We start from the raw sequence: 21,803 nt of genomic DNA on the forward strand, positions 1-21,803 counted from the left end.
CACCGATGGCCGATCAGAAATCGGCGCGGATGCCGAGGCTGACGCGGCGGCCGGAGAACTCGTACTGGGTCGAGAACGATTTATCGATCGTGTAGCCGGAGGTCTCTTCGTCGAACACGTTGATCGCATCCAGGCTCAGCTTCCAGGTGTCGTTCAGGCGGAAGCCGATCGACGCGTCGGTCTGGCCGTAGGCATCGCGGTACACCGGGTACATGTTGAGGTGGATGTACTCCACGTACTTGTCCTTGTAGTTGTAGGACACGCGCGCGTCGAAGCGGTCATTCTCGTAGTACAGGGTGAAGTTGTACGCTTTCTCGGCCAGGCCTTCCGGCGGGGTCGGGATATCCAGGTCCGATGCGCCGGTCAGCGTGTTGTCCAGCTGGGTGTAGTTGGCATTGATGCCCCAGCCTTCCAGCGCCGGGTGCAGCATCGACAGCGGCAGCTGCGCGACCAGTTCCACACCGGTGACCTTGTAGGAGCCATCGGCGTTGACCGGCTGGTAGACCTCGAAGTCGTAGTAGCCATCCAGCGACCCGTTGGCGTTGAGCTTTTCCACGTTCGGCACGATGCCGGTCAGTTCCTGGCGGACCACGCCGTCGATCTTCTTGGAGAAGTAGGAAGCGGACAGCAGGCCGCCATTCTCCAGGTACTTTTCAAGGCCGATTTCCCACTGCCTGGCGGTGGTCGGCTTCAGCGCCGGGTTGCCGTCCATGAAGCGGAAGCTGGACCAGCTGACGGTGCGGCGGTAGGCGATGTCGGTCAGCGACGGACGCATCAGCGTTTCCGACGCGGCCGCGCGCAGCACCAGGCCATCGGCGATCTCGGCGGTCATGTTGAAGCTGGGCAGCAGGTCGCTGTAGTCACCGCTGCTGGAGATCGGCGTGGGGGTGTAACCGCTGCTGCCATCGGCGTTCTGCACCGGGTGGAAGCCGGCCGAATCGACCTTGGTGTCGATCGAACGCACGCCCAGGTTGGCGTACACCGGCACCGTGCCGATATCGAAGTAGAAATCGGTCATGGCATACAGCGCCAGGGTCTTTTCATCGACCTGGTAGAACTGGCCGTTGTCCAGCGGGGTGGTGAATCCCGCATACCGGAAGGTGTTGCGCGCGTAGCTGTTGGACACCTGCTGCCAGTCCAGGTTGCTCGGCTCGTAGCCGCCACCGGGCACGATGTCGCTGATCCAGCCGGGATTGCTGTCAGCCAGCGTGCGGGTGTTCACCCATGCCGCGCTGCCGGCCGTCGGGCCCTGGATCTTGGTGTTGCCGAACTCGCGGTCCTTGGACTTGTCGGTGTAACGCGCACCGAACTTGACGCTGGTCAGCGCCGGGAAGAACGCCAGTTCCATCGACCGGCGGAAGTCCAGCTGTGCGGCGTACTTGTCGTCCTTCACGTGCTCCACTTCGGTCTCATAGGCTTCGAACAGGTACTTCCCGGGCGAGTTGTACATGTCGAAGCCATTGGATGCCGCACTGGCCAGCGTCTCGCCGCCGTTGGCGGTCCAGCGCGTGCGCGACGGCGCGTAGGCGACGTGCTTGAGGTTGGCGTAGTCCGAATCACGGCGTGCGCCGGAATAGCCGACCAGCGCATCGATGTCCCAGCCGCCCACGGTCCAGTCCAGCTTGGTGCTGAACTGGCGGTAGTCGGTGTTGGCGAAGCGTTCCTTGCTCAGGATTTCATGCTGGGTGGCGGTGTAGGACACATCGCGCAGTACCACCATGCCATAGCGCGACAACGTGTCGGCGTCGTAGTCGTGGATGGTGTCCAGGGTGCTGCGGCTGGACGCCGAATAGGCCGCCGCATCGTATTCGTCTTCGTGGGTGTCGTAGCCACCGAACATCGCATCGAAGCTCAGCGAGAACGCATCGCTCGGCTTGAACTGCAGCGAGGCGGTCGCGCCCCATTGGTCCTGCTCGTTGAGGTAGATGCGATCGCCGACCTTGTCCTGGAAGATGATCCGGTTGGTCTCGTCCTTGTCCATGCGGTTGCCGACGACGATGCCGGCATCGCGCGCCAGCACCGCGGCCGCCTGCGAACCGCGGGTGCCGGACGCTTCCAGGAAGCGGCCCATCGGGCGGAAGTTGATGCCGGAATTGGAGTCGGTGCGGTTGGTGCGCTTGGCCTTGGAGAAGGACACCAGGCCGCCCCAGTCGCCCCACGTATCGCTGGCCAGGAAGGAGATCTTCGGATCGTTCTTGCCGTTGATCGAATTGTTGGCCACTTCGGCCGAGGCACTGAATTTCGGCTCGGCATAGTCGAACGGCTTGGCGGTTTCGATGTAGACCGAACCGGCGATGCCGCCTTCCTCGTCGGCCGCGGTCGGCGACTTCTGCACGGTCACGGTCTGCACCACGTCCGAGGCGAAGATGTCGAACTGCACATCGCGGCCGCCACTGCCCGAGGCGGTGGCGAGGTTGTTGATGGAGACGTGGGTGAACTCGGACGGCAGGCCACGCACGCTGACCTTGCTGCCCAGGCCCTTGTTGCGTTCAATGGTCACGCCGGGCATGCGCTGCAGCGCTTCGGCCAGGTTCTGTTCCGGGAAGTCGGCCACGTCGGTGGCGACGATGGAATCGGAGAAGCCGATGTTGCTGCGCTTGAGGTCGACCGCGCGCTCCAGGCTCTTCGCGTAGCCGCCGGTCACCACGACCGTGTCCAGCTGCTGCATCGCGGCTGCACCGCCTGCTACGGGCGCTGCCTCATCTGCCAGCGCCTGCAATGGCAGGCTGGCGATGCCGCTGACCAGCACGGCGCGCACGGCGCGGGACAAAAGCTTCGCATGGGGGACGCGCGTCGGCGTCTCCCGGAGGGTATTGCGCATCGGATGGTCCCCATTGCCCTGTGAGTTCGTGCCGCGCGCCCATGCGATGGTTCGCACAAAGCCCCTGCGCGGCCGTGCCGGTAACCGGCGGACATAGAGACTAGGGGGGAATTGTTAAGCCTTTGTTGCGGCGCGCAAACGGCGTGCGCCCAGCCACACGCCAGCGGCGAGCTGCAGCGGCAGCGAGACGACCAGCAGCACCACGAACCAGCGCGGGAATTCGTTGCCCATGTCCCATGCTGCCCACAACGAAGCGACCGCCAGCAGCGACCAGAGGGCCACGCCGTGCGAGCGCGGCCAGCACGGCGCGTGGTAGCTGGCGAAGGCCACCGCGGCGATGCCGCCGAGCACGGTGAACGCCAGGTCCCAACCCAGCTGCACGGCGCCGCCGGGGTGCACACCGATCAACGGCGGCAGCCAGCTGGCCACGGTGGTGACCAGCACCAGCGCAAGCAGCGCGCCCCCCAGCGCAAGCAGGGAAAACAGGAAGGTTTTGAACATGGCCATGCGGCCATTGTAGGGTCGAGCCGGCTCCCCCGCCGCTGCGCTCGCCGCCTGGTGGGTGTCGAGCAAGCTCGACACTACACCGTCATGCTCTTGCCCTGGTGGGTGACGACCGTTGGTCGTCACGCTGTTCCCGCTGCGCTCGCCGAGCATGGCTCGGCGCTACCGGGTCGGGAGGGTAGTGACGGCCGCTGGCCGTCATGCTCTTGCCCTGGTGGGTGACGACCGTTGGTCGTCACGCTGTTCCCGCTGCGCTCGCCGAGCATGGCTCGGCGCTACCGACGCAGGTCAGCTCGCCAGCACCGATGCCTGGCGTGCCAGTGCTTCGATCGCCGCCCAGTCGCGGCTCTGCAGCAGCGCGGTCGTGGTCAACCACGAACCGCCCACGCACAGCACGTTGGGCAGGTGCAGGAACTGCGGCGCGGTCTGCACGCTGATGCCGCCGGTGGGGCAGAAGCGCACATCGGCGAACGGACCGGCCCAGGCGGCCAGCAACGGCGCACCGCCCGCCAGTACGGCGGGGAAGAACTTGAACGTATCCAGTCCCTGTTCCAGTCCGTGCATCAGCTCGGACGAAGTCGCCACGCCCGGCAGGAACGGCAGGTCGGTATCGCGTGCGGCCGCGTACAGCCGATCGGTCGCGCCCGGCGACACCGCGAAGCGGCCACCGGCTTCCTTCACCGCCTGCATCTGCGCGGCGGTCAACACCGTGCCGGCGCCGATCACCGCATCCGGCACGGCCTCGGCCATGGCCTTGATCGCTTCCATCGCGCGCGGCGTGCGCAGGGTGACTTCCACCACCGGCAGGCCACCGCGGAACAACGCCTGGGCGACCTGCACCGCATCGTCCACGTCATCGGGGGTGAACACCGGGATAACCGGTGCAAGTTTCAGTACCGCGCGAACGCGCGGATCAGCGCCTGACATCAAAACGCTCCTCGCCCACCAGGGCCAGTACATCAGCTTCGCTGACGGGGTTGAAATCGCCGGGGATCGAATGCTTGAGGCCACCGGCGGCCAAGCCGAAGCGCACGGTGGCATCGGCATCGAAGCCGCGCATGATGCCATGCAGGATGCCGGCAGCGAACGCATCACCCCCGCCGATCCGGTCGATGATGCCCTGCAGTTGGCGCACCGGTGCCTGCGCACGCGTGCCATCGCGGCCGATCAGCAGCGCGCCCAGCGCGTGGTGGTCCACGCTCAGTGCCTGGCGCTGCGTGCAGGCCATCCACTGCAGCTGCGGGAAGGCGGCGAAGGCCGCGGCGGCGGCGGCTTCCACGCGGGCGACCACGTCGTCCTGTGCGAACGGCTGGCCAAGCACCACTTCGATATCGCGGTAATCGGCGAACACGATGTCGGCCTGGGCGAACAGCTCACGCAGGATGGCCTTGGCATCGCCGCCCCAGCGCTGCCACAGCTTGGGCCGGAAGTTGCCATCGAAGGACACCTTGACCCCCAGCGCACGTGCCGCGCGTGCGGCCGCCAGGGTGGCCTGGGCCACGTCGGCGCCGAGTGCCGGGCTGACCCCGGACAAGTGCAGCCAGTCCGCGCCCTGCAGCAGCGCAGCCCAGTCGTAGTCGGCGGCGGTACTCAGCGCGAACGCGGAGTCGGCACGGTCATAGACCACCTCGCTGGCGCGCTGCACGGCACCGGTGGTGAGGAAGTACAGGCCCATGCGGCCATCCGCCTGCAGGCGCACCCCACGGGTATCCACGCCGTGCCGGCGCAGCTCGCCCAGTGCATGTGCGCCCAGCGGATTGTCGGCCACCGTGCTGGCCATCGCCACGTCATGGCCGAAGTGCGCCAGCGACACGCCGACATTGGCTTCAGCGCCCCCTACATGTACGTCCAGGCGCGGTGACTGCAGCAGCAGCTCGTTGCCCGGCGCGCCCATCCTCAACAACAGTTCCCCGAAACAGACCACTCGACTCATCAGATGTCCTCATTGCCCGTACCCGCAGCATCGCGTTGCTGCCCGCCGGAGGGAACCACGCACCCCGCGTGGTTCTTGACTATCGGTGTCATTCTAGCCGCCAAGGCCGCTGCGTCTACCCGCATCCATTGACGAAGCCATTGTCCCGCAAGCCTCTGCGGGACATGCCGACTCTGTTGCGGTGCAAGATGCCCGATCCTGAAGGTGCTGTTAACGTCCGCCCTGACCAGCGGTGTCATCTTGCTGACACCGCGTTGTGAACCAGACCTTTGGGAGAGGGAAAGGCCATGATTTCTCGTAACAACCGCAAAAAGACACCGGTTACCCTGCTGGCCCTGTCAATCGGTCTGGCGCTCACCGCCCCAGCCATCGCCCAGCAGGCCAGCTCGGATCCCGCCGTCGACCTGGACACTGTAACCGTCACCGGTTACCGCGCCAGCGTGGAGAAGGCGCTGGACATCAAGCGTGGCGAGGCCGGCGTGGTCGATGCCATCGTCGCCGAGGACATCGGCAAGTTCCCGGACCTCAACCTGGCCGAATCGCTGCAGCGCATCCCCGGCGTGGTGATCACCCGTGACGGCGGCGAAGGCCGCAGCATCTCGGTACGCGGCCTGGGCCCGGACTTCACCCGCGTGCGCATCAACGGCATGGAAGCGCTGGCCACCGTCGGTGCCGGCGACCAGAGCGGCGGCACCAACCGTGGTCGTGGCTTCGACTTCAACGTGTTCGCTTCGGACCTGTTCTCGCAGCTGATCGTGCGCAAGACCGCTTCGGCCGATGTCGAAGAAGGCTCGCTCGGCGCCACCGTGGACCTGCGCACCGCGCGTCCGTTCGATTATGACGGCTTCACCTTCGCCGCCAGCGGCCAGGCCAGCTACAACGACATGGCGCAGAAGGCCGACCCGCGCATGGCGGCGTTGATCTCCAACACCTTCGCCGACGGCACCTTCGGTGCGTTGCTGTCGGTGGCCTATTCCGAGCGCCAGGCGCTGGAAGAAGGCGCCAACACCGGCCGCTGGGCCAACGGCCCGAGCAATGGGGGCTTCGCCGCCAGCTCGCCGTTCGCCGCCGCCCGTGGCGCCGATGTCTTCCACCCGCGCTTCCCGCGCTATGTGCAGATGGAACACAAGCAGGAGCGCCTGGGCGTCACCGGCTCGCTGCAGTGGAAGCCGACCGACCGCACCGAAGTATCGCTGGATGCGCTGTACTCGAAGATCGACGCCGACCGCGACGAGCACTATATCGAAGCGATTTCCTTCAGCCGCTCCGGCACCGGCAAGCCGCAGACCATCGTGCGCGATGGCGAGATCCGCAACAACGCGCTGGTCTACGGTGTGTTCGACAATGTCGACATCCGCAGTGAAAACCGCCACGACGAGTGGAGCACTGATTTCAAGCAGGTCAGCCTGAACCTGGACCACCGCTTCAGCGATGCGTTCTCGGTCAGCGGCAAGCTGGGCACCTCGCGTTCGTCGCATGAGAACCCGGTGCAGACCACCATCATCATGGACAAGTTCGATGTCGATGGGTACAGCTACGACTACCGCGGCAACAAGAACCAGCCGATCCTGAACTACGGCGTCGATCCGACCAACCCCAACGGCTGGACGCTGGCTGAAATCCGCCTACGCCCGCAGACCGTGGACAATGATTTCGATACCGCCCAGCTGGACTTCAACTGGAACATCAGCCCCGGCTTCCGCCTGAAGGGTGGCGTACTGGCCAAGGACTACACCTTCGAAACGGTGGAACTGCGCCGCGCCAGCGAACTGGCCGTGCCGACCTTCCCGGGCAGTGGGCTAATCGTGCCGCCGCAATACACCCAGCAGGAAGGCCTGAAGGGCATCAGCGGCAGCCCGGGCAACTGGGTGGTGCCGAACCTGGACGCGGTCGCCGACCTGTTCGACATCTACAGCAACAGCGGCAGCTTCGCCGTCGCCCCGCGCCTGAACAACAGCCGCAGCGTGGAAGAGAAGGACCGCGGCGTGTGGCTGATGGGCGAGTTCTCCACCGACCTCGGATCGATCCCGCTGTCGGGCAACTTCGGCGTGCGCTACGTGGAGACCAAGCAGGAATCCACCGGCTACGCCACCATCGGCGGCGTGCCGGTGCTGACCACCAGCAACCGCAAGTACGATGACACCCTGCCCTCGTTCAACCTGGTTGCCGAAGTGGCGCCGGACTTCCTGATCCGCCTCGGTGCGGCCAAGGTGATGACCCGTCCGGGCCTGGGCTTCCTGACCCCGGGCGTGACCGTGGCGGTGGCCGGCGGCGCACGCACGGTGGCCGGTGGCAACCCGAACCTGGATCCGATCCGCGCCACCAACGTCGACCTCGGCTTCGAGTGGTACTTCAACGAAGGCGCGATGCTCGGCCTGGGCCTGTTCTACAAGGACATCGAGTCCTTCGTGCAGACCACCCGTGACGTGCGTCCGTACTCCACCAGCGGCCTGCCGGCCAGCCTGCTGGATGGTACCGGCGCCACGGTCAACGACGAGTTCACCTTCAGCATTCCGTTGAACACCCCCGGTGGCGAACTGCACGGCGTGGAAGCGAACTACACCCAGCCGTTCACCTTCCTGCCGGGCAAGTGGTCCAACCTGGGCGTGCAGCTGAATTACACCTGGGTGGAGTCGAAGATCCAGTACCTCAACGGCCAGGGCCTGCCGGTGATGAAGAACGACCTGACCGGCCTGTCGCCCACTTCGTGGAACGCCACCCTGTTCTACGAAGGGGAAGTCTGGTCCGGCCGCGTTTCGGCGACCAACCGCGACGACTACCTGACCCAGGCACCGGGGCAGGAAACCGGCTTCAACCTGGACGGCGTGCACGGCATGACCGGCACCACGATGATCGACGCGTCGCTGCGCTACAAGATGAGCGACCAGCTGGAGCTGACCCTGGAAGGCGTCAACCTGACCAACGAAGCGTCCGACGAGTGGGTGCGTTCGCCGCTGACCGGCCAGCTGCCGCTGATGTACACCGAAACCGGCCGCCAGGTCCTGCTCGGCGTCCGCTACAAGTTCTGACGACCCACCCGGCGGCGTGCCAGCCACGCCGCCGTCCGGTGCAACGCCCAACGTACCCGCCACCGTGGCGCTCCTGCTGCGGCGCAAGATGCTGCGCCGTGGTCGGCTTTGCTACGTTCCGGTGACCTGCGGTGTCAGCAAGACGTTGCGCCGAGGCAGTGGACCGGTGGAAGCCGGTGCATCGCCTGCAGTGAACACGCACGTTTCGAGGACACCCTGGGAGGGGCATACAACATGGATCTGTCATACCCACGCCACCGTGCCGGCCCTGCGCCGCTCAGCCTGCTGGCGCTGTCGATCGGCCTCGCACTGGCCAGCACCGCCACCGCGCAGCAGACGCCGGAAGCGGCCGCCAGCGGCCCTGCCGCAGTCGACCTGGACAAGGTGGAGGTCAAGGCGACCTACCGCGAGAGCCTGCAGCAGTCGCTGGACGAGAAGCGCTACAGCATCGAACAGGTCGATGCCATCTACGCCGAAGACATCGGCAAATTCCCCGACCTCAACCTGGCCGAGTCGATGCAGCGCATCGCCGGTGTCTCCATCGACCGCGAAGGTGGCGAGGGCCAGCAGATATCGGTGCGCGGCCTGGGCTCGGACTTCACCCGCGTGCGCATCAACGGGCTGGAAGCCCTGTCCACCGCCGGCAGCGGCACCACCGGGGTCAACCGCAGCCGCGGCTTCGACTTCAATACGTTCGCCTCCGAACTGTTCAGCCGGGTCAAGGTCAGCAAGACCCAGTCGGCGCAGACCGACGAAGGCTCGCTCGGCGCCACGGTCGACCTGCGCGCGTCGCGCCCGTTTGATTTCGAAGGTTTCCAGGCCTCGCTCAACGGCCAGTACGGCTTCAATGAACTGTCACGCAGCAAGGATCCGCGCGTCTCGGCGCTGCTCAGCAACACCTGGGCCGATGGCCGCTTCGGTGCCCTGATGTCGGTGGCCTACAGCCGCCGCACGATCTTCGAAGAAGGCTACAACCCGGTGCGCTGGGAGCACGGCAACCACCGCAATTCAAACCAGGCCACGGCCAACAACAACGGCACCTACGGCTTCTGCAGCCCGGTCGGCTACGACCCGCAGACGCCGCGCAACCCGCTGGCCAATGAAACCGCCGCCGGCGTCGGCAGCGCGGCCAACCAGGCACGCAGCAACGGCTGGGGCAGCTACGGCATCGATGCCACCCACTGCGGCACCGGGCTGGACCGCCCGGCGGCCACGCCGGAGAACATCGCCGCCTACGAAACCGCGACGAATGCATGGATCCCGCGCTACCCGCGCTACATCCGCACCGAACATGACATCGAACGGCTGGGCGTGACCGGTGCGCTGCAGTTCAAGTTCAGCGACGACAGCCTGCTCAACCTGGACATGATGTATTCGAAGCTGGACAAGGACCAGCGCGAGGACTCGCTCGGCGCCAACCTGCATCGCACCGCACAGTACGGTGGCAAGACCCAGATCGTGGTCCGCGACGCGCAGGTCGATGACCGCAACCGGCTGGTCTACGGCGTGTTCGACAACGTCGACTTCCGTACCGAATCCACGTCGATCGAAGAGAGCACCGAGTTCAAGCAGGTCAGCCTGGAATTCGAACACCGGTTCAACGATGCGGTGCGCCTGGACGCGCTGGTCGGCCATTCCGCGTCCAGCTTCGAGCGCCCGGTGTTTTCGATGGTCAGCTTCGACAACAGCAACCTGGACGGCTTCGTGTTCGATGCGCGCGGCAACGCCAGCCTGCCGACGATGCGCTTCCCGTTCGCCTTGAACGACCCCAACGCCTGGCAGTGGCTGGGCTATGGCACCGCACCGGTGAACGCCAACGGCACCGCCCGCGGCAGCAACATCAGTGAAGTGCGATTGAACCCGAACTATGTCGACAACCAGTTCGACACCGCCAAGGTCGACCTGACGTTCAACATCTCGCCGACCTTCACCCTGCGTGGTGGCCTTGCCTACAAGGACTACGACATGAGCACGCAGGAGTACCGCAACATCAGCTACGGGCGGCTGGCCCAGGCATTGCCCGGCGGCACCGGCATCGGCGACCTCGCCAGTACCCTGGACGGCTTCGGCAAGGGCCTGGACACCGCCACCCCGTCGAGCTGGCTGATCCCCGACTTCAAGCGCGTCGCCGAACTGCTGGACATCTACTGCAACTGCGATACCGGCAGCCTGGGCGGCGACTACCGGCTGGCCGGCGTGGGCCACTTCGGTTCGTCGAACAACAACTTCGACGTCAACGAAAAGAGCTACGCCAGCTACCTGCAGCTGGACTTCAACACCGAGCTGTGGGACCGCCCGTTCCGCGGCAACATCGGCCTGCGCTACGTACAGACGCAGATCACCGCCGACGGCTACGCGCCCTGCCAGGCCGCCAGCGCCGGCGACCTCTCCGCCGCCTGCCGGCCGTTCCTGGGCGTGGCCAGCGCCACCGCCGATGCCGGTGAACGGCTGCTGGTGGGCACCCGCGTGGGTCACCAGTACGACGATTGGCTGCCTTCGCTGAACGTCGCCTGGGACGTCACCGACAGCGTGGTGCTGCGCTTCGGCGCGGCCAAGACCATGGCCCGCCCCACCCTGTCCAACCTGTCGCCGAGCGTCAGCGGCGGACCGTCCGCTTTCCTGGATGAAGACCGTTACTACTCCATCAACCTGGGCAACCCGAAGCTGGATCCGTTCCGCTCCACCAACTATGACCTGAGCGCGGAGTGGTACTTCAAGGAGGGTGCGCTGTTGTCGGCGGCGGTGTTCTACAAGGACATCGAGACCTACGTGCAGCGCACCCGCCTGCTGACCACCTGGGGCGACATGGGCTATTCGCTGGACCTGCTGCCGGCCGGCTTCAGCCCCAGCACGCTGTTCAACGTGCAGAGCTACTTCAATACTCCCGGCGGTCCTTTGAAGGGCTACGAGCTGACCTACCAGCAGCCCTTCAGCTTCCTGCCCGGGTTCTGGAAGAACTTCGGCATCCAGCTCAACTACACCCACGTGGACTCGAAGATCCAGTACCTGTTCAGTTCCGGCAGTGGCAACACCATCGTCACCACCTACACCGAAAACGACCTGCTGAACCTGTCGCCGAACTCGTACAACGCAACGCTGTACTACGACGACGGCCGCTTCAGCGCCCGCGTTTCCACCAGCTACCGCGACGCGTACATCAACCAGATCCTGGCGCAGGAAAACGTCTGGGACCTGGATGGCAACCTGCTTGCCACCGCCGATGTCACCGGCAAGTACAGCGTGGAGAACGTGGATTTCAACATGTCCTGGAAGCTCAACAAGCAGCTGACCGTCAGTTTCGAGGCGATCAACCTGCTGGATACCGCCGACGAGCGCTACGTGGATTCCGCGCTGTCCCTGCCCGACCGTTACACCCAGACCGGCCGCCAGTACTACGTCGGCCTGCGCTACAAGTTCTGACCCTGCACCGCCCTGTCGTCGCCCGCTGTTGAAAGGAAGGTTCCATGCCACACCGCTCCGATGCCGTCGCCCGCCTGCCCCGTCGCCACCTGCTGGCACTGGCCACTGCACTGTTCGCTGCGCCGGTGTTCGCCGCCGCCCCGCCAACGCTGCTGTTCCATGTCGATGCCAACCGCGGCCTGCAGGCGGACGTGGCGCACGGTGAAGCGATACCGAACTTCCGCGACAAGGTGGCGGTGGTCGACGACGGCGCACGCGGCAAGGCGATCCAATGGCAGGACGACGGCGTGCTGTCCTGGGATGCACCGGGCAACATCCTGGCCCAGCGCGGCACGCTGGCCTTCGACTGGCGGCCGCGCTACGCCGTGGGCGAAGCGCCGTTCGTGATCTTCCGCGTCGGCTATGCCGACCACAGCAGCTGGGACATGGCGTGGCTGCGCATCGACTGGAACGGGCACGGCTTCGATGCGTTCGTCACCGACGCCAACCTGGCGCGCACCCGCGTGTCGTTCAAGATGCCGCAGGCACCGCGTGCCGAGCAGTGGCTGCACTTGGCGTTCGGCTGGGACGAAGACCACGGCGTGCGTCTGTTCGTGGACGGCAAGGAGGTCGCGCGGGCCGAGGCCACCGCCGATTACGATGCCGCGCTGGACCAGCTTGGGCTGGCCGGACGGGTGATGGCGCCCTACCAGGTGCAGAGCCGTTACAACTTCCTGCGGGGCAGTGATTTCCAGCACATCCGCGTCTACGACCAGCTGCTGGACGGTCCTGCCGTGGCCGCGCTGGCACAGGGCAAGACAGCGGCCAGCGCGGTTGCCGCCGCTGCCGATGACCGCGCGTGGCGGCATCGTTTCGGCTGGGAAGGCGCGGCCCCGCCCGCACTGGCCGCCGAGGGCACGCGCATCCGCAAGGTGGAGTTCGCCGATACCAAGGACCTCAAGCAGTGGATGTGGAAGGCCACCGACGGCATCGCCGAGACCACCTGGCCGGGCGTCTACAACCGCTCGCGCCTGCCCGGCCGCAACGATTATTTCCAGCTGCCGGACTGGAATACCTACGTGGAGGGCGGCCAGCACCTGGACCTGACCCTGCCGGCAGGGGAAACGGTCAACCGCATCGAAGTGCGTGGCGCGGCGTCCGGTTCGCTCGCCCATGGCAGTGATGCAGCCAATGCCAGCACGGTGCTGATGCAGCGCCCGCGCGGCGTGGTGCGCAGCGTGGATGACATTCCGGCGCAGCAGGGCGGCGTGCTGCGCTTTTCCAACGTGGAACAGGAAACGCCGATCCAGGAGATCTGGGCGTACCACGTGGACACCGGCGCCGAGCCCGAAGGCAGCGTCAAGCAGACCTACCGGGTGGACAGTCAGGCGCTGCCGGACTACACCAACCTGGACAGCCTTCGCCATTACATCGAGGGGCGCTACCCGGCGGCCGAACGCAGCACGGTGATGGCCCTGCCCAAGGGCGCCGGTTCGCGCCGTCGCGGCACCGACAGCCTGCCCGCGCAACCGCGACCGATCGTGCACGTGCTGGTTCCTTCCGGCGTGGGCGATGCACCGGCCAACCAGCCGCTGATCCGCAGCTGGGCGCACAGTTGGGAAAACATGCACGACGGCCTGGACGGGGTGGCCATCGACCTGCCCGCGCTGGACCTGCCGGCCACGCACGACGGGCTGATTCCGCTCAATATCCGCATCAAGGATCCGATCTGGCCGGCCCGCGACATGATCGATGTGTCGGTGTCGGTGCAGCCGGGCAAGCCGCGCACGCTGTGGCTGGACCTGCGCGACCGCATCCTCACCGCCGACAGCCTGTGGCTGAGCATCGCCTCGGCCGCGCCGGGCTTCGATGCGGGCGCGCTCGACGGCGCCGAAATCCGCATGGTGTTCAAGCCGCGCCAGGAGGCCATCGCCGAGCACGTTGCCGACCGCTTCAACCAGGTACGCGACAACTGGGGCTTCCTGGTCGAAGAGCACACCACGTCCAAGCGCCAGCGCCTGTATGCGCGCGTGTACGCCGACCTCAGCGACCTGCTGCGGGTGGATCCGGACCATGAGCTGGGCCGCCTGTACTGGAATTACATCAGCTACAACAGCCAGGGCAAACCGCCGTTCACCGCGCCGGCCGTGCCCAAGGGCGTGCCGGCGTGGGCCTTCAACCAGGTGCAGGACCTTGCCCATGTGCGCCGCTTCATCGACTGGTGGATCGACCACCGGCAGGTCGCCTATGGCGATTTCGGCGGCGGTATTTCCGATGATTCCGACCTCACCCAGCAGTGGCCCGGGCTGGCCCTGATGGGCGTGCAGCCGGACCGCCTGAATGCCTCGCTGACCGCGCTGTCCGACGCGGTGTACCGCAACGGCATGTTCAGCAACGGCCTGAGCACGATCGAGACCGATGAACTGCATGCCTACGAAGAAGGCATCAACACCAACAGCGCCATGTTGTACCTCAACTGGGGCGATCCGCTGACCGTGGAGCGCCTGATGGAAACGGTCAAGGCGTTCGAGGAAAAGATCATCCTGCCCAACCCGCAGGGCCACCTGCTGTTCTCCAGCAACTGGTTCGGTGGCAACAAGGTCTACCGCGAACCGAACTGGCAGTGGCAGAAGCCGTATTCGTTCCCGGTGCTGCACCCGGCGTTCCTGCTCGGCCAGTTCAATGCCGATCCGAACAGCCGCCGGCTGGTCACCGGCCTGGCCGATGGCTACCTGGCGCACGCCTATACCGATGACAAGGGACGCTGGGCTCTGCCGAACGAGATCAACTGGGCCACCGGCGAAACCCGCGGTGGCGAGCTCAACAACGGCTCCGGCAGCGGCGACATCATGCACACCTTCTGGGCCGCATGGCGCTGGACCGGCGATGACAAATACCTGAAGGCGCTGGACTACCGGGTGGAGCGCGGTGGTCCTGGCGCGCTGTCCAACCTGGGCGAAAACTACGTCGAGGTACTGGGCCGCCAGCAGGACTGGTACCCGAAACTGACCGCCGATGCGAAGGATGGCAAGACCGGCTTCGCCAGCCTGATGGCCTGGCAGGCCAGCGGCGATACCGCGTACATCGAGGCCCTGCACGCCGATGGCATCCAGGCCAAGGCGCAACGCGAGTACATGAACACCGAAGGCCACTGGTGGTCGGACCGGGTGGAAGCGCCGAGCGAATTCCTGCAACGCGCGCGATTGGGCGGCATCGCGCTGAAGCGCAACCAGAGCTGGCCGGGGCACACGGTGAGCTGGCGCTTCGACCGCGATGAAGCGGCCGAACAGGTGGCACTGCTGGTGCATGCGCCGTCGCGCGAGCGCTTCACCGTGACCAGCCATAACCTGGGCAAACGGGTGATCCATGCCGACATGACCGGCTGGAACGTGGCCAGCGGCACCTGGCGGCTGCGCAGTGGCGTGGACGCCGATGGTGACGGGCGCATCGATGGCACGCCGCGCGAGCGCGCGTTCGTGCTTGAAAGCAGTGCAAGCACGGCGCTGCAGTTCCAGCCGGGCCGCACTGAAGTGTTCGAGTTCGAACGGGTGCGCGCCGGTACCCCCGTGGAGCAGCGTGCCGACCTGGGCGTAGGCCGCGGCGACGTGCGGGTGGATGGCCGCCAGGTGCATGTCACCGTGCACAGCCTGGGCCACGTGGCCACCGGCGTGGGCGAGGCGGTGCTGGAAGATGCGCGCGGCCGCGAGATCGCCCGGATCGAGATCCCGGCCATGCAGGCGCCGCTCGACCTGCAGCCGAAGACCACCACGGTCAGCCTGCCGCTGCCGGCCGGTGGGCGCAGCGGACTGCGCGTGCGCGTGGGGTTGGCCGATGGTGGGGAAGAAGTCACCCGCCTCAACAACAGCGTGGTGCTGCCGTGAGGGGAGTGACGGCCGCTGGCCGTCATCCCTGCGCTGATCAGGCAAGGCTTGCGGTGATGAACTCGATATCGTCGACGATCAGGAACTGCTTCCCGTACTGCGAGCGCGACGGCGTGCCGACCGCGAGGATATAAGCCCCCGCGAGGTCTTCCGGATCGTCAACGCGGAAACGGCGCTTGAACTCCGTCCAGATCGTGCCCGGGATCCCAACGCTGATGTCGCCGCGCCCGCCGGAGTTCAGCCAGACGGTACCGTCGCGTTCTTTCGCGTCCGTAACCAGGCCCCAGCAGCCTGCCAGCCGATCGAAGTGGTGGGGCTGCAGGGCCGAGAATTCGACGAAGAAATCGCGCAGGGTGCGGCCGTCGATCCCGCCGATCTCGATGGCCTGGTCAGAGGCGCCGAACGCCGCTGAGCTGCGCAGGTGTTTCAGCAAGGTGCTCAACCTGCGGTGGGTACGGGCCGTGCGTTGGCCGTCAGCGTGCAGGTGCCGGCCGCCGCGCCGGCCCGGATCCGCCTGGCCATCGTCCTGCAGGTGCGGCGCGCCTTGCACGGCACCGAAGTTGAGATCCACCACCAGCACGTCGGTGTTGCGGGTGATCGCTTCGTCCGGACCGATTCCACCGTCCGCGCGCAGGTGGTCTTCGGCGGCCAGGGCGCAGCCATTCCCGTGGGGGCGCGCACCGAAGCAGGCGGCGCGACCACTGGCGGCCTTCTTGCGGAAGAACGCCTGCTGCCTGCAGGTCACGCAGATCAGGTTGCGTCGTTTCGCTTCCAGGTCGGCGGGCGGCAGCTGCTGGAACCGGACGGCGGTGTAATCGTGCCCGTCCAGTGTGCAATGCGCGATATCCATGATCGGTCTCACTCCCTTCGTGTGCCTGCAAAAAATCCTACAGACCGCAACGCGGCGGGAGGTTGCAGAAATCGATCAACGGATGGGCACCTCAGCCGTCGCGGTCCAGTTCCTGCACGCGCGGCTGGTACCAGCCATCGCCGAGCGGATCGAACACCGTGCTGCGCTCCATCGGTCCCTGGTAGACATGCAGCGAGACCGCGATGTCCTCGCTGCTGGCGTTTCGCAGCGTGTGGTATTCGTGCGGAGGGATCAGGCTGCCGGCACTGCCTGTTTCACCGTACAGCACCGGCTGCGCGGCAAAGCGCCAGCGCGGGCCTCGCTGTTCCAGCAGCGCATACGGGGTGACCCGCAGGTCGCCTCGCCAGACCCCTTCCACGCACCACATGGCATCGTGGTCATGCAGCGGTGTTCCCTGCCCCGGACCCCAGCACATCGCGATCACGCTGTAGCCCAGCGTCGTGCTGCGGTGCAGCTCGCGACGTGCGTAGCGGCCCTGCAGCGGCTGGTGGACGCAGGAAGGCAGTTCGATCTCCGGATCATGGATCGCCTGCCGCAGCGTGTGCTGCAGCGCGCGGGTGATCACTCCGGCATCGCCCTGCCCGACCGCCGCATCCAGCGCCGCGATCAGTCGGTCTTTCCCGCGGAAGGCCGGTGGGGTGAAGTGCAGATCCATGCCTGCAGTCTAGGCGAGTGACGTCCGCGGAACGTCTGCACGGTGTCAACAGCAGACGAGAGTGCCTGTTTCCGTGCGTATGCGGTGCAGCAGAGCGGTGGGCAACCCCGGGGGCAATGAGCTGAATACGTCATGGCAGCAGCAAGGGGCGCATCGCGGGAACGGCGCGCGCAAGCTCTTCGGCCATGATCGTGGCGAACACATCCGCGCCCTTGTCGCCCAGATGGGTGTAGTCGAAGGCCCGCTTGGCCTGGCCCATCGGTTCCAGCAGCGCGTGCTGCGCCGCGCGGCCGGCCGCGCTGGAAGGGGCCGCATCGACGGTGGTGCCGGTCAGTGCGGCGGCGACCTGCTGCTGCGACGCAGGCGCCTGGGCCAGCTGCATCGCCAGCACCGGGCCCATCGCCTGCACCAGCCGGCGGCTGCGGGCGTGCAGGTCGACCAGCGGCACGTCCAGTTCGGCTGCCACCGTGCGCACGGCCTCTGCCCAGGGGCCGAGGTCGTCGATCAGCGTGCCATCGGCGAACTGGCGCCGGGTCAACGGCGTGACCAGCACCGGCACCGCGCCGCCCGCGCGGACGTCGGCAACGTAACGACGCAGGTTGTCGGGGAAGTCACGCTGCAGGTCGGTGGAACGCCCGGGCTTGCCCGGCTGGTCGTTGTGCCCGAACTGGATCACTACCCAGGTGGTCGCATAGCCCGGGGTGCGCAGCTCCGCTTCCACCAGCGCCCAAGAGCCTTCGGCGCGGTAGTTGTAGGTGCTGCGTCCGCCGCGCGCCAGATTCGTGCAGGCCGCGAAGGACACCAGGTGGTCCGCACAGAAGCGCGGTCCCCAGCCGCCCTGCACGGCCGTGGTGGAGTCACCGACCAGGATGACCTTGCTGGCGCGGATCGGCGTTGGCGCCGGCCGGTCGGCGGGCACGTCGGCCGACGCCGGCAGCGCAATGCAGCAGGAGAGCAGCAGCAGCAAGCGCGGCATGATCGGGGCAGGTAGCGCCGGGCCATGCCCGGCGGGATGCCTGGAGGGAATACGGGTCATCAACAGCTCCTTTGGACAGGACTCAGAACGTACCGCGCTGCAGGAACGGTGCCTGCCGATACAGCTCACGCTCACCGCCACGCGGGTCGTCAGCCAGCGTGCTGCGCACATCGAACAGCAGCGTCTGCCGGCGCGGCAGGCCGTACGCTTCCCAGTGCGCCAGGCCGGCGTGGTTGGGGTCGCCATGGCGGGCGAACTGCAGCAGTGCGCTGCTCATGGTGGCCGCCAGTGCGCGTGCCTCTGGACCATCGCCACTGCGCGCCCCGACTTGGGCGGTGTTGTCGAACACCAGCGGGATATCCAGCGTGTGGAAGGCGCCGAGCCTGCCGCCGTCCACCGGCGAACCCCAGTCCAGCTGGTAGGCCCAGGTGGGCGCCGCACCGGCGGGCTGGCGCGCGCGTGCTTCCAGCTCTTCCACCGCCCCGCGCCAGGAGCGTCCGGCGGTGGTGGCGGCGAAGAACACCTGCGACGGCGTGTAGTCCGGATACATCCGGCGGTACGCGTCGATCACCCGCTGCGGGCGCAGGTCGACGTACTGCTCGCGTTCCAGCTTCGCCGGCAGGGTGTCCCAGGTGAGTTCGTGGTTGGCCGGATCGTTGCCGAGGAACGCACGGGTTTCATCGCGCGTGTTGCCGATCACCATCGGGATGTGCGCGGACTGCGCCGGCGCTTCGGGGAAGAACGGATGCACCGGTAGCACCACGTCATCCAGCACCGGCCCCACATACAGCCCGCTGGTCTCGATCCGCGACGGATCGCGTGCCTTGCCGGCGGCCAGCAGCGCGGCCGGGGACAGCCGCAGCAGCGCTTGGACGTCCTTCGCGCCGGCTGCGTCCATGGCGATGGCGGTACGCTGCGCGGCGGCGCGCGGGCCGGCGGCGGTGACCTGCTGGCCGCTCATCGTCCACGCGCGCTGGAACAGGCCCTTGGCAGCGGGCATGGCCATCAACGTGGCGATCTTCGCGCCGCCGCCGGACTGGCCGAACACGGTGATGTTGCCCGCATCGCCACCGAATACGGCAGCATGCTCGCGCACCCATTGCAGGGCCTGCACCAGGTCGAGCTGGCCGACATTGCCCGACGCGGCCATGCGCGGGTCACCGAGTGCACCCAGGTACAGGTAGCCGAACAGGTTGAGGCGATGGTTGACCGTCACCACCACCACGTCGCCGCGCCGGCACAGCGCGCCGCCGTCGTACAGCGGGTCACTGCCGGAGCCGTTGTTGAAGCCGCCGCCATGGATGTAGAACAGGATCGGCCGCTTGCCGCCGTCGCCAAGCGCCGGCGTCCAGACATTGAGGAACAGGCAGTCCTCGCTGCCCGGTCCCTCGCCACCGCCCTGCGGCGCGGCCGCCCCATAGTCCAGTGCATCGGCGATACCGCGCCACGGTGTTTCCCGGCGCGGTGGCTGGAAGCGGTAGGCGGCGGTGTCGGCGCCGTAGCGAAGCCCGCGGAACACGCAGGTGCCGTGTTCGCGCTGGCCGCGCACGCGCCCCCCGCGCACCCGCGCCAGTACCTGCTGGTCGGCGTGCAGGCCAGGCTGGGCCAGTGCGGTCGGCAGCAGGGAGGTGGCGGCGGCAGCGAAGGCCCAGCGTGCCCCGTCGCGCAGGACGCGGCGGCGTTGCAGGTCGGCGTGATCGTCGTTCATGGATGACCCTCCGGGGTCTGGGTCTGGGCGCGCAGCCAGTGCTGCGCGATCTCCGGCCACAGGGCCGTGGTCGAATCCGCGGCGGCGCGCATGCCGAAGCCGTGGCCACCGCGGGCGAACACGTGGAGTTCGTGTTCCACGCCCGCCGCGGCCAGCGCACGCGCCATCAGCAGGCTGTTGTCGACGCTGACGACGCGGTCATCCGCCGCGTGCAGAAGCAGGGTCGGTGGCATGTCCGCGCGGACCTGTTCCTGCATCGAGTACCAGCGGACCAGGTCTGCGTCCGCCGGTTCGCCTATCAGCCGCTGGCGCGAGCCACCGTGGGCCTGCGACCCCATGTCGATCACCGGGTACACCAGCACCGCGCGGGACGGCCGCGCGCTGAGCCGGTCGGCCGCATCGGCCGGCGGATACACGGGGCTATCGAAGCCGACCGCCAGGCGCGCGGCCACATGCCCACCGGCGGAAAACCCCATCACCGCGATGTCTTCGGCGTCCAGCCCACGTGCGGCTGCGCCGGCACGCACCTGGCGCATCGCGCGCTGCGCATCGGCGAGCGCCGCCTGCGGGTCACGCCCGGTCCCGGGCAACCGGTAACGCAGCACGAACAGGGTATAGCCGGCGCGCCCGACCCACTGCGGGACCAGTTCGGTGCCTTCCTTGTCGATCACCACCCGCTGGTAGCCGCCGCCGGGAATCACCAGCAGCGCCTTGCCATTCGGCCGCGCCGGGGCGTGCACCACCAACCAGGGCGCATCGATCTGGTCGACATAGCGGTCAGGCCGATGAGGATCGGCGCTGCGCTCCACCACGTGCAGCGCGCGCGGCGGCCCGGACTCGCCGGGAACGTGGCCCGCCGGCCACAACGCGATGCGCTCGCCGGCGGCTTCTTCGGCACCCGCAACGGCTGCCGGCGGTGCGCGCTGCGGCGCAGCGGCGGCAACCGCCGGCGCGGCGCCGATGGACAGTGAACAGAACAGCAGAAAAAGCGGCGATCTCATGTGGCGCAAGGCTCCGGGCGAAAAGACAGGTGGCGGTCGGCCACTCCCCACGTGCCTTCTGACGCACTGCACATTGCCAGATGACACCGGTTTACCATATACACGTCATCCGAACGCTGTCGATGCGCAGCGCAACAACGCCAATGGGAGAACCTCCTTGAGCAACGAACCCGGCAACATGGACCTGCCAACCGCACCGGCGGCCGCCGCCGACCCTGCCATCGCCATCGCCAGCGCCTTCACCGGCGCGCGCCGTGCAGGCGCATCGCTGGCCGATTTCCCCGGCCAGATTCCCGCCGACCTGGTCAGCGCCTATCACGTGCAGGACCTGGCAATCGGCCAGTGGGAGCATGAGGTGGTCGGTTGGAAAGTCGGCTATATCGCCGAAGAACGCCGCGACAGCTCCGGAGACGATCGTCTGCTGGGCCCGATCTTCAATAATCGGCTGCAGGATGCTACCGGTGGAACACCGCTCGACATCGCGGTCTTCGAGGGCGGCTTCGCAGCGGTCGAAGCCGAGTATGTGATCGAACTGCTGGAAGATGCCCCGGCCGACCAGCTGGAGTGGACGCCCGAGCAGGCTGAAGCGCTGCCGGCCCGCCTGTACATCGGCGTGGAGGTTGCCAGCAGCCCGCTGGCCACGATCAACATCCTGGGCCCGCTGGTGGTGGTGTCCGACTTCGGCAACAACAACGGCCTGCTGCTGGGACCGGAGATCACCGACTGGACCCGGCGCGACGACAGCGAACTGCGCGCGGAAACGCTGATCGAAGGCGAGGTGGTCGGCACCGGCGGTGCAACCCGCCTGCCCGGTGGCCTGCGCACCGCGATCGCCTTCGCGCTGTCCCGCTCGGCCAAACGCGGCCGTCCGCTCAAGCGCGGCGAGCTGATCGCCACCGGCAATGCGACCGGTATCCACGATATCCGCGTAGGCCAGACGGCAGTGGTGCGGTTTGCCGGTTTCGGAGACATTGCCTGCCGGGCCGTCGCTGCGGGATGACCGCAGCGGCCCGGTGAACACGCGC

13 protein-coding genes are annotated in these 21,803 nt (G+C 67.1%); 4 read left to right on the forward strand and 9 right to left on the reverse strand.

Features of this window, described 5'->3' with window-relative positions; all coding sequences use genetic code 11:
* Positions 1 to 13: 13 nt before the first annotated feature.
* The 4 genes from ABE522_RS02625 to ABE522_RS02640 form a co-directional block, all read right to left on the reverse strand.
* Positions 14 to 2,770, reverse strand: a complete 2,757-nt coding sequence (locus ABE522_RS02625) for a TonB-dependent receptor (protein WP_346590346.1) — start codon at positions 2,768 to 2,770, stop codon at positions 14 to 16.
* A gap of 165 nt (positions 2,771 to 2,935) precedes the next feature.
* Positions 2,936 to 3,328 (reverse strand): hypothetical protein, encoded by a 393-nt coding sequence (locus ABE522_RS02630; RefSeq protein ID WP_346590347.1) that lies wholly within the window; start codon positions 3,326 to 3,328, stop codon positions 2,936 to 2,938.
* A 285-nt stretch (positions 3,329 to 3,613) separates the two neighbouring features.
* Positions 3,614 to 4,252, reverse strand: a complete 639-nt coding sequence (gene eda / locus ABE522_RS02635) for a bifunctional 4-hydroxy-2-oxoglutarate aldolase/2-dehydro-3-deoxy-phosphogluconate aldolase (RefSeq protein ID WP_346590348.1) — start codon at positions 4,250 to 4,252, stop codon at positions 3,614 to 3,616.
* Entirely contained in the window at positions 4,239 to 5,258 is a 1,020-nt protein-coding gene (locus ABE522_RS02640; RefSeq protein WP_346590349.1) for a sugar kinase, read from the reverse strand. The genes eda and ABE522_RS02640 overlap by 14 nt, the downstream gene beginning before the upstream one ends.
* 287 nt (positions 5,259 to 5,545) lie before the next feature.
* Between ABE522_RS02640 and ABE522_RS02645 the strand changes: the two genes are divergently transcribed.
* The 3 genes from ABE522_RS02645 (at position 5,546) to ABE522_RS02655 (ending at position 15,567) form a co-directional block, all read left to right on the forward strand.
* Positions 5,546 to 8,287, forward strand: a complete 2,742-nt coding sequence (locus tag ABE522_RS02645; protein WP_346590350.1) for a TonB-dependent receptor — start codon at positions 5,546 to 5,548, stop codon at positions 8,285 to 8,287.
* Positions 8,288 to 8,521: 234 nt separating this feature from the next.
* On the forward strand, positions 8,522 to 11,707 hold the full coding sequence (locus ABE522_RS02650) for a TonB-dependent receptor (RefSeq protein WP_346590351.1): 3,186 nt from the start codon (positions 8,522 to 8,524) through the stop codon (positions 11,705 to 11,707).
* A 44-nt stretch (positions 11,708 to 11,751) separates the two neighbouring features.
* The gene (locus tag ABE522_RS02655) at positions 11,752 to 15,567 is read left to right on the forward strand and encodes a LamG domain-containing protein (protein WP_346590352.1); all 3,816 of its coding nucleotides are present in this window, start codon (positions 11,752 to 11,754) and stop codon (positions 15,565 to 15,567) included.
* 37 nt (positions 15,568 to 15,604) lie between these two features.
* On the opposite strand, the gene ABE522_RS02660 is transcribed toward ABE522_RS02655, so the two are convergent.
* The 5 genes from ABE522_RS02660 to ABE522_RS02680 all read right to left on the reverse strand — a co-directional run bounded on the left by ABE522_RS02660 (position 15,605) and on the right by ABE522_RS02680 (position 20,778).
* On the reverse strand, positions 15,605 to 16,417 hold the full coding sequence (locus ABE522_RS02660; protein WP_346590353.1) for a hypothetical protein: 813 nt from the start codon (positions 16,415 to 16,417) through the stop codon (positions 15,605 to 15,607).
* A gap of 91 nt (positions 16,418 to 16,508) precedes the next feature.
* A complete protein-coding gene (locus ABE522_RS02665; protein ID WP_346590354.1) occupies positions 16,509 to 17,093 on the reverse strand; it encodes a cysteine dioxygenase family protein in 585 nt (194 codons plus the stop codon).
* Positions 17,094 to 17,223: 130 nt separating this feature from the next.
* Positions 17,224 to 18,069 (reverse strand): rhamnogalacturonan acetylesterase, encoded by an 846-nt coding sequence (locus ABE522_RS02670; protein ID WP_346590433.1) that lies wholly within the window; start codon positions 18,067 to 18,069, stop codon positions 17,224 to 17,226.
* A gap of 82 nt (positions 18,070 to 18,151) precedes the next feature.
* A complete protein-coding gene (locus ABE522_RS02675; protein ID WP_346590355.1) occupies positions 18,152 to 19,777 on the reverse strand; it encodes a carboxylesterase/lipase family protein in 1,626 nt (541 codons plus the stop codon).
* Positions 19,774 to 20,778: an alpha/beta hydrolase gene (locus ABE522_RS02680; protein WP_346590356.1), complete on the reverse strand. Its 1,005-nt coding sequence runs from the start codon at positions 20,776 to 20,778 to the stop codon at positions 19,774 to 19,776. The genes ABE522_RS02675 and ABE522_RS02680 overlap by 4 nt, the downstream gene beginning before the upstream one ends.
* 178 nt (positions 20,779 to 20,956) lie before the next feature.
* On the opposite strand from ABE522_RS02680, the gene ABE522_RS02685 reads away from it, so the two are divergent.
* A complete protein-coding gene (locus ABE522_RS02685; protein WP_346590434.1) occupies positions 20,957 to 21,778 on the forward strand; it encodes a 2-keto-4-pentenoate hydratase in 822 nt (273 codons plus the stop codon).
* Positions 21,779 to 21,803: the final 25 nt, after the last annotated feature.

It is taken from the genome of Stenotrophomonas lacuserhaii (genome assembly GCF_039674585.1).
Taxonomy (GTDB): domain Bacteria; phylum Pseudomonadota; class Gammaproteobacteria; order Xanthomonadales; family Xanthomonadaceae; genus Stenotrophomonas; species Stenotrophomonas pennii_A.

Bases quoted from the DNA above. Each gene is read 5' to 3' on its own strand.
- ABE522_RS02630 (WP_346590347.1), bottom strand. From the start codon at position 3,328: ATGGCCATGTTCAAAACCTTCCTGTTTTCCCTGCTTGCGCTGGGGGGC.
- eda (WP_346590348.1), bottom strand. From the start codon at position 4,252: ATGTCAGGCGCTGATCCGCGCGTTCGCGCGGTACTGAAACTTGCACCG.
- ABE522_RS02640 (WP_346590349.1), bottom strand. From the start codon at position 5,258: ATGAGTCGAGTGGTCTGTTTCGGGGAACTGTTGTTGAGGATGGGCGCG.
- ABE522_RS02645 (WP_346590350.1), top strand. From the start codon at position 5,546: ATGATTTCTCGTAACAACCGCAAAAAGACACCGGTTACCCTGCTGGCC.
- ABE522_RS02650 (WP_346590351.1), top strand. From the start codon at position 8,522: ATGGATCTGTCATACCCACGCCACCGTGCCGGCCCTGCGCCGCTCAGC.
- ABE522_RS02655 (WP_346590352.1), top strand. From the start codon at position 11,752: ATGCCACACCGCTCCGATGCCGTCGCCCGCCTGCCCCGTCGCCACCTG.
- ABE522_RS02660 (WP_346590353.1), bottom strand. From the start codon at position 16,417: ATGGATATCGCGCATTGCACACTGGACGGGCACGATTACACCGCCGTC.
- ABE522_RS02665 (WP_346590354.1), bottom strand. From the start codon at position 17,093: ATGGATCTGCACTTCACCCCACCGGCCTTCCGCGGGAAAGACCGACTG.
- ABE522_RS02670 (WP_346590433.1), bottom strand. From the start codon at position 18,069: ATGCCGCGCTTGCTGCTGCTGCTCTCCTGCTGCATTGCGCTGCCGGCG.
- ABE522_RS02675 (WP_346590355.1), bottom strand. From the start codon at position 19,777: ATGAACGACGATCACGCCGACCTGCAACGCCGCCGCGTCCTGCGCGAC.
- ABE522_RS02680 (WP_346590356.1), bottom strand. From the start codon at position 20,778: ATGAGATCGCCGCTTTTTCTGCTGTTCTGTTCACTGTCCATCGGCGCC.
- ABE522_RS02685 (WP_346590434.1), top strand. From the start codon at position 20,957: ATGGACCTGCCAACCGCACCGGCGGCCGCCGCCGACCCTGCCATCGCC.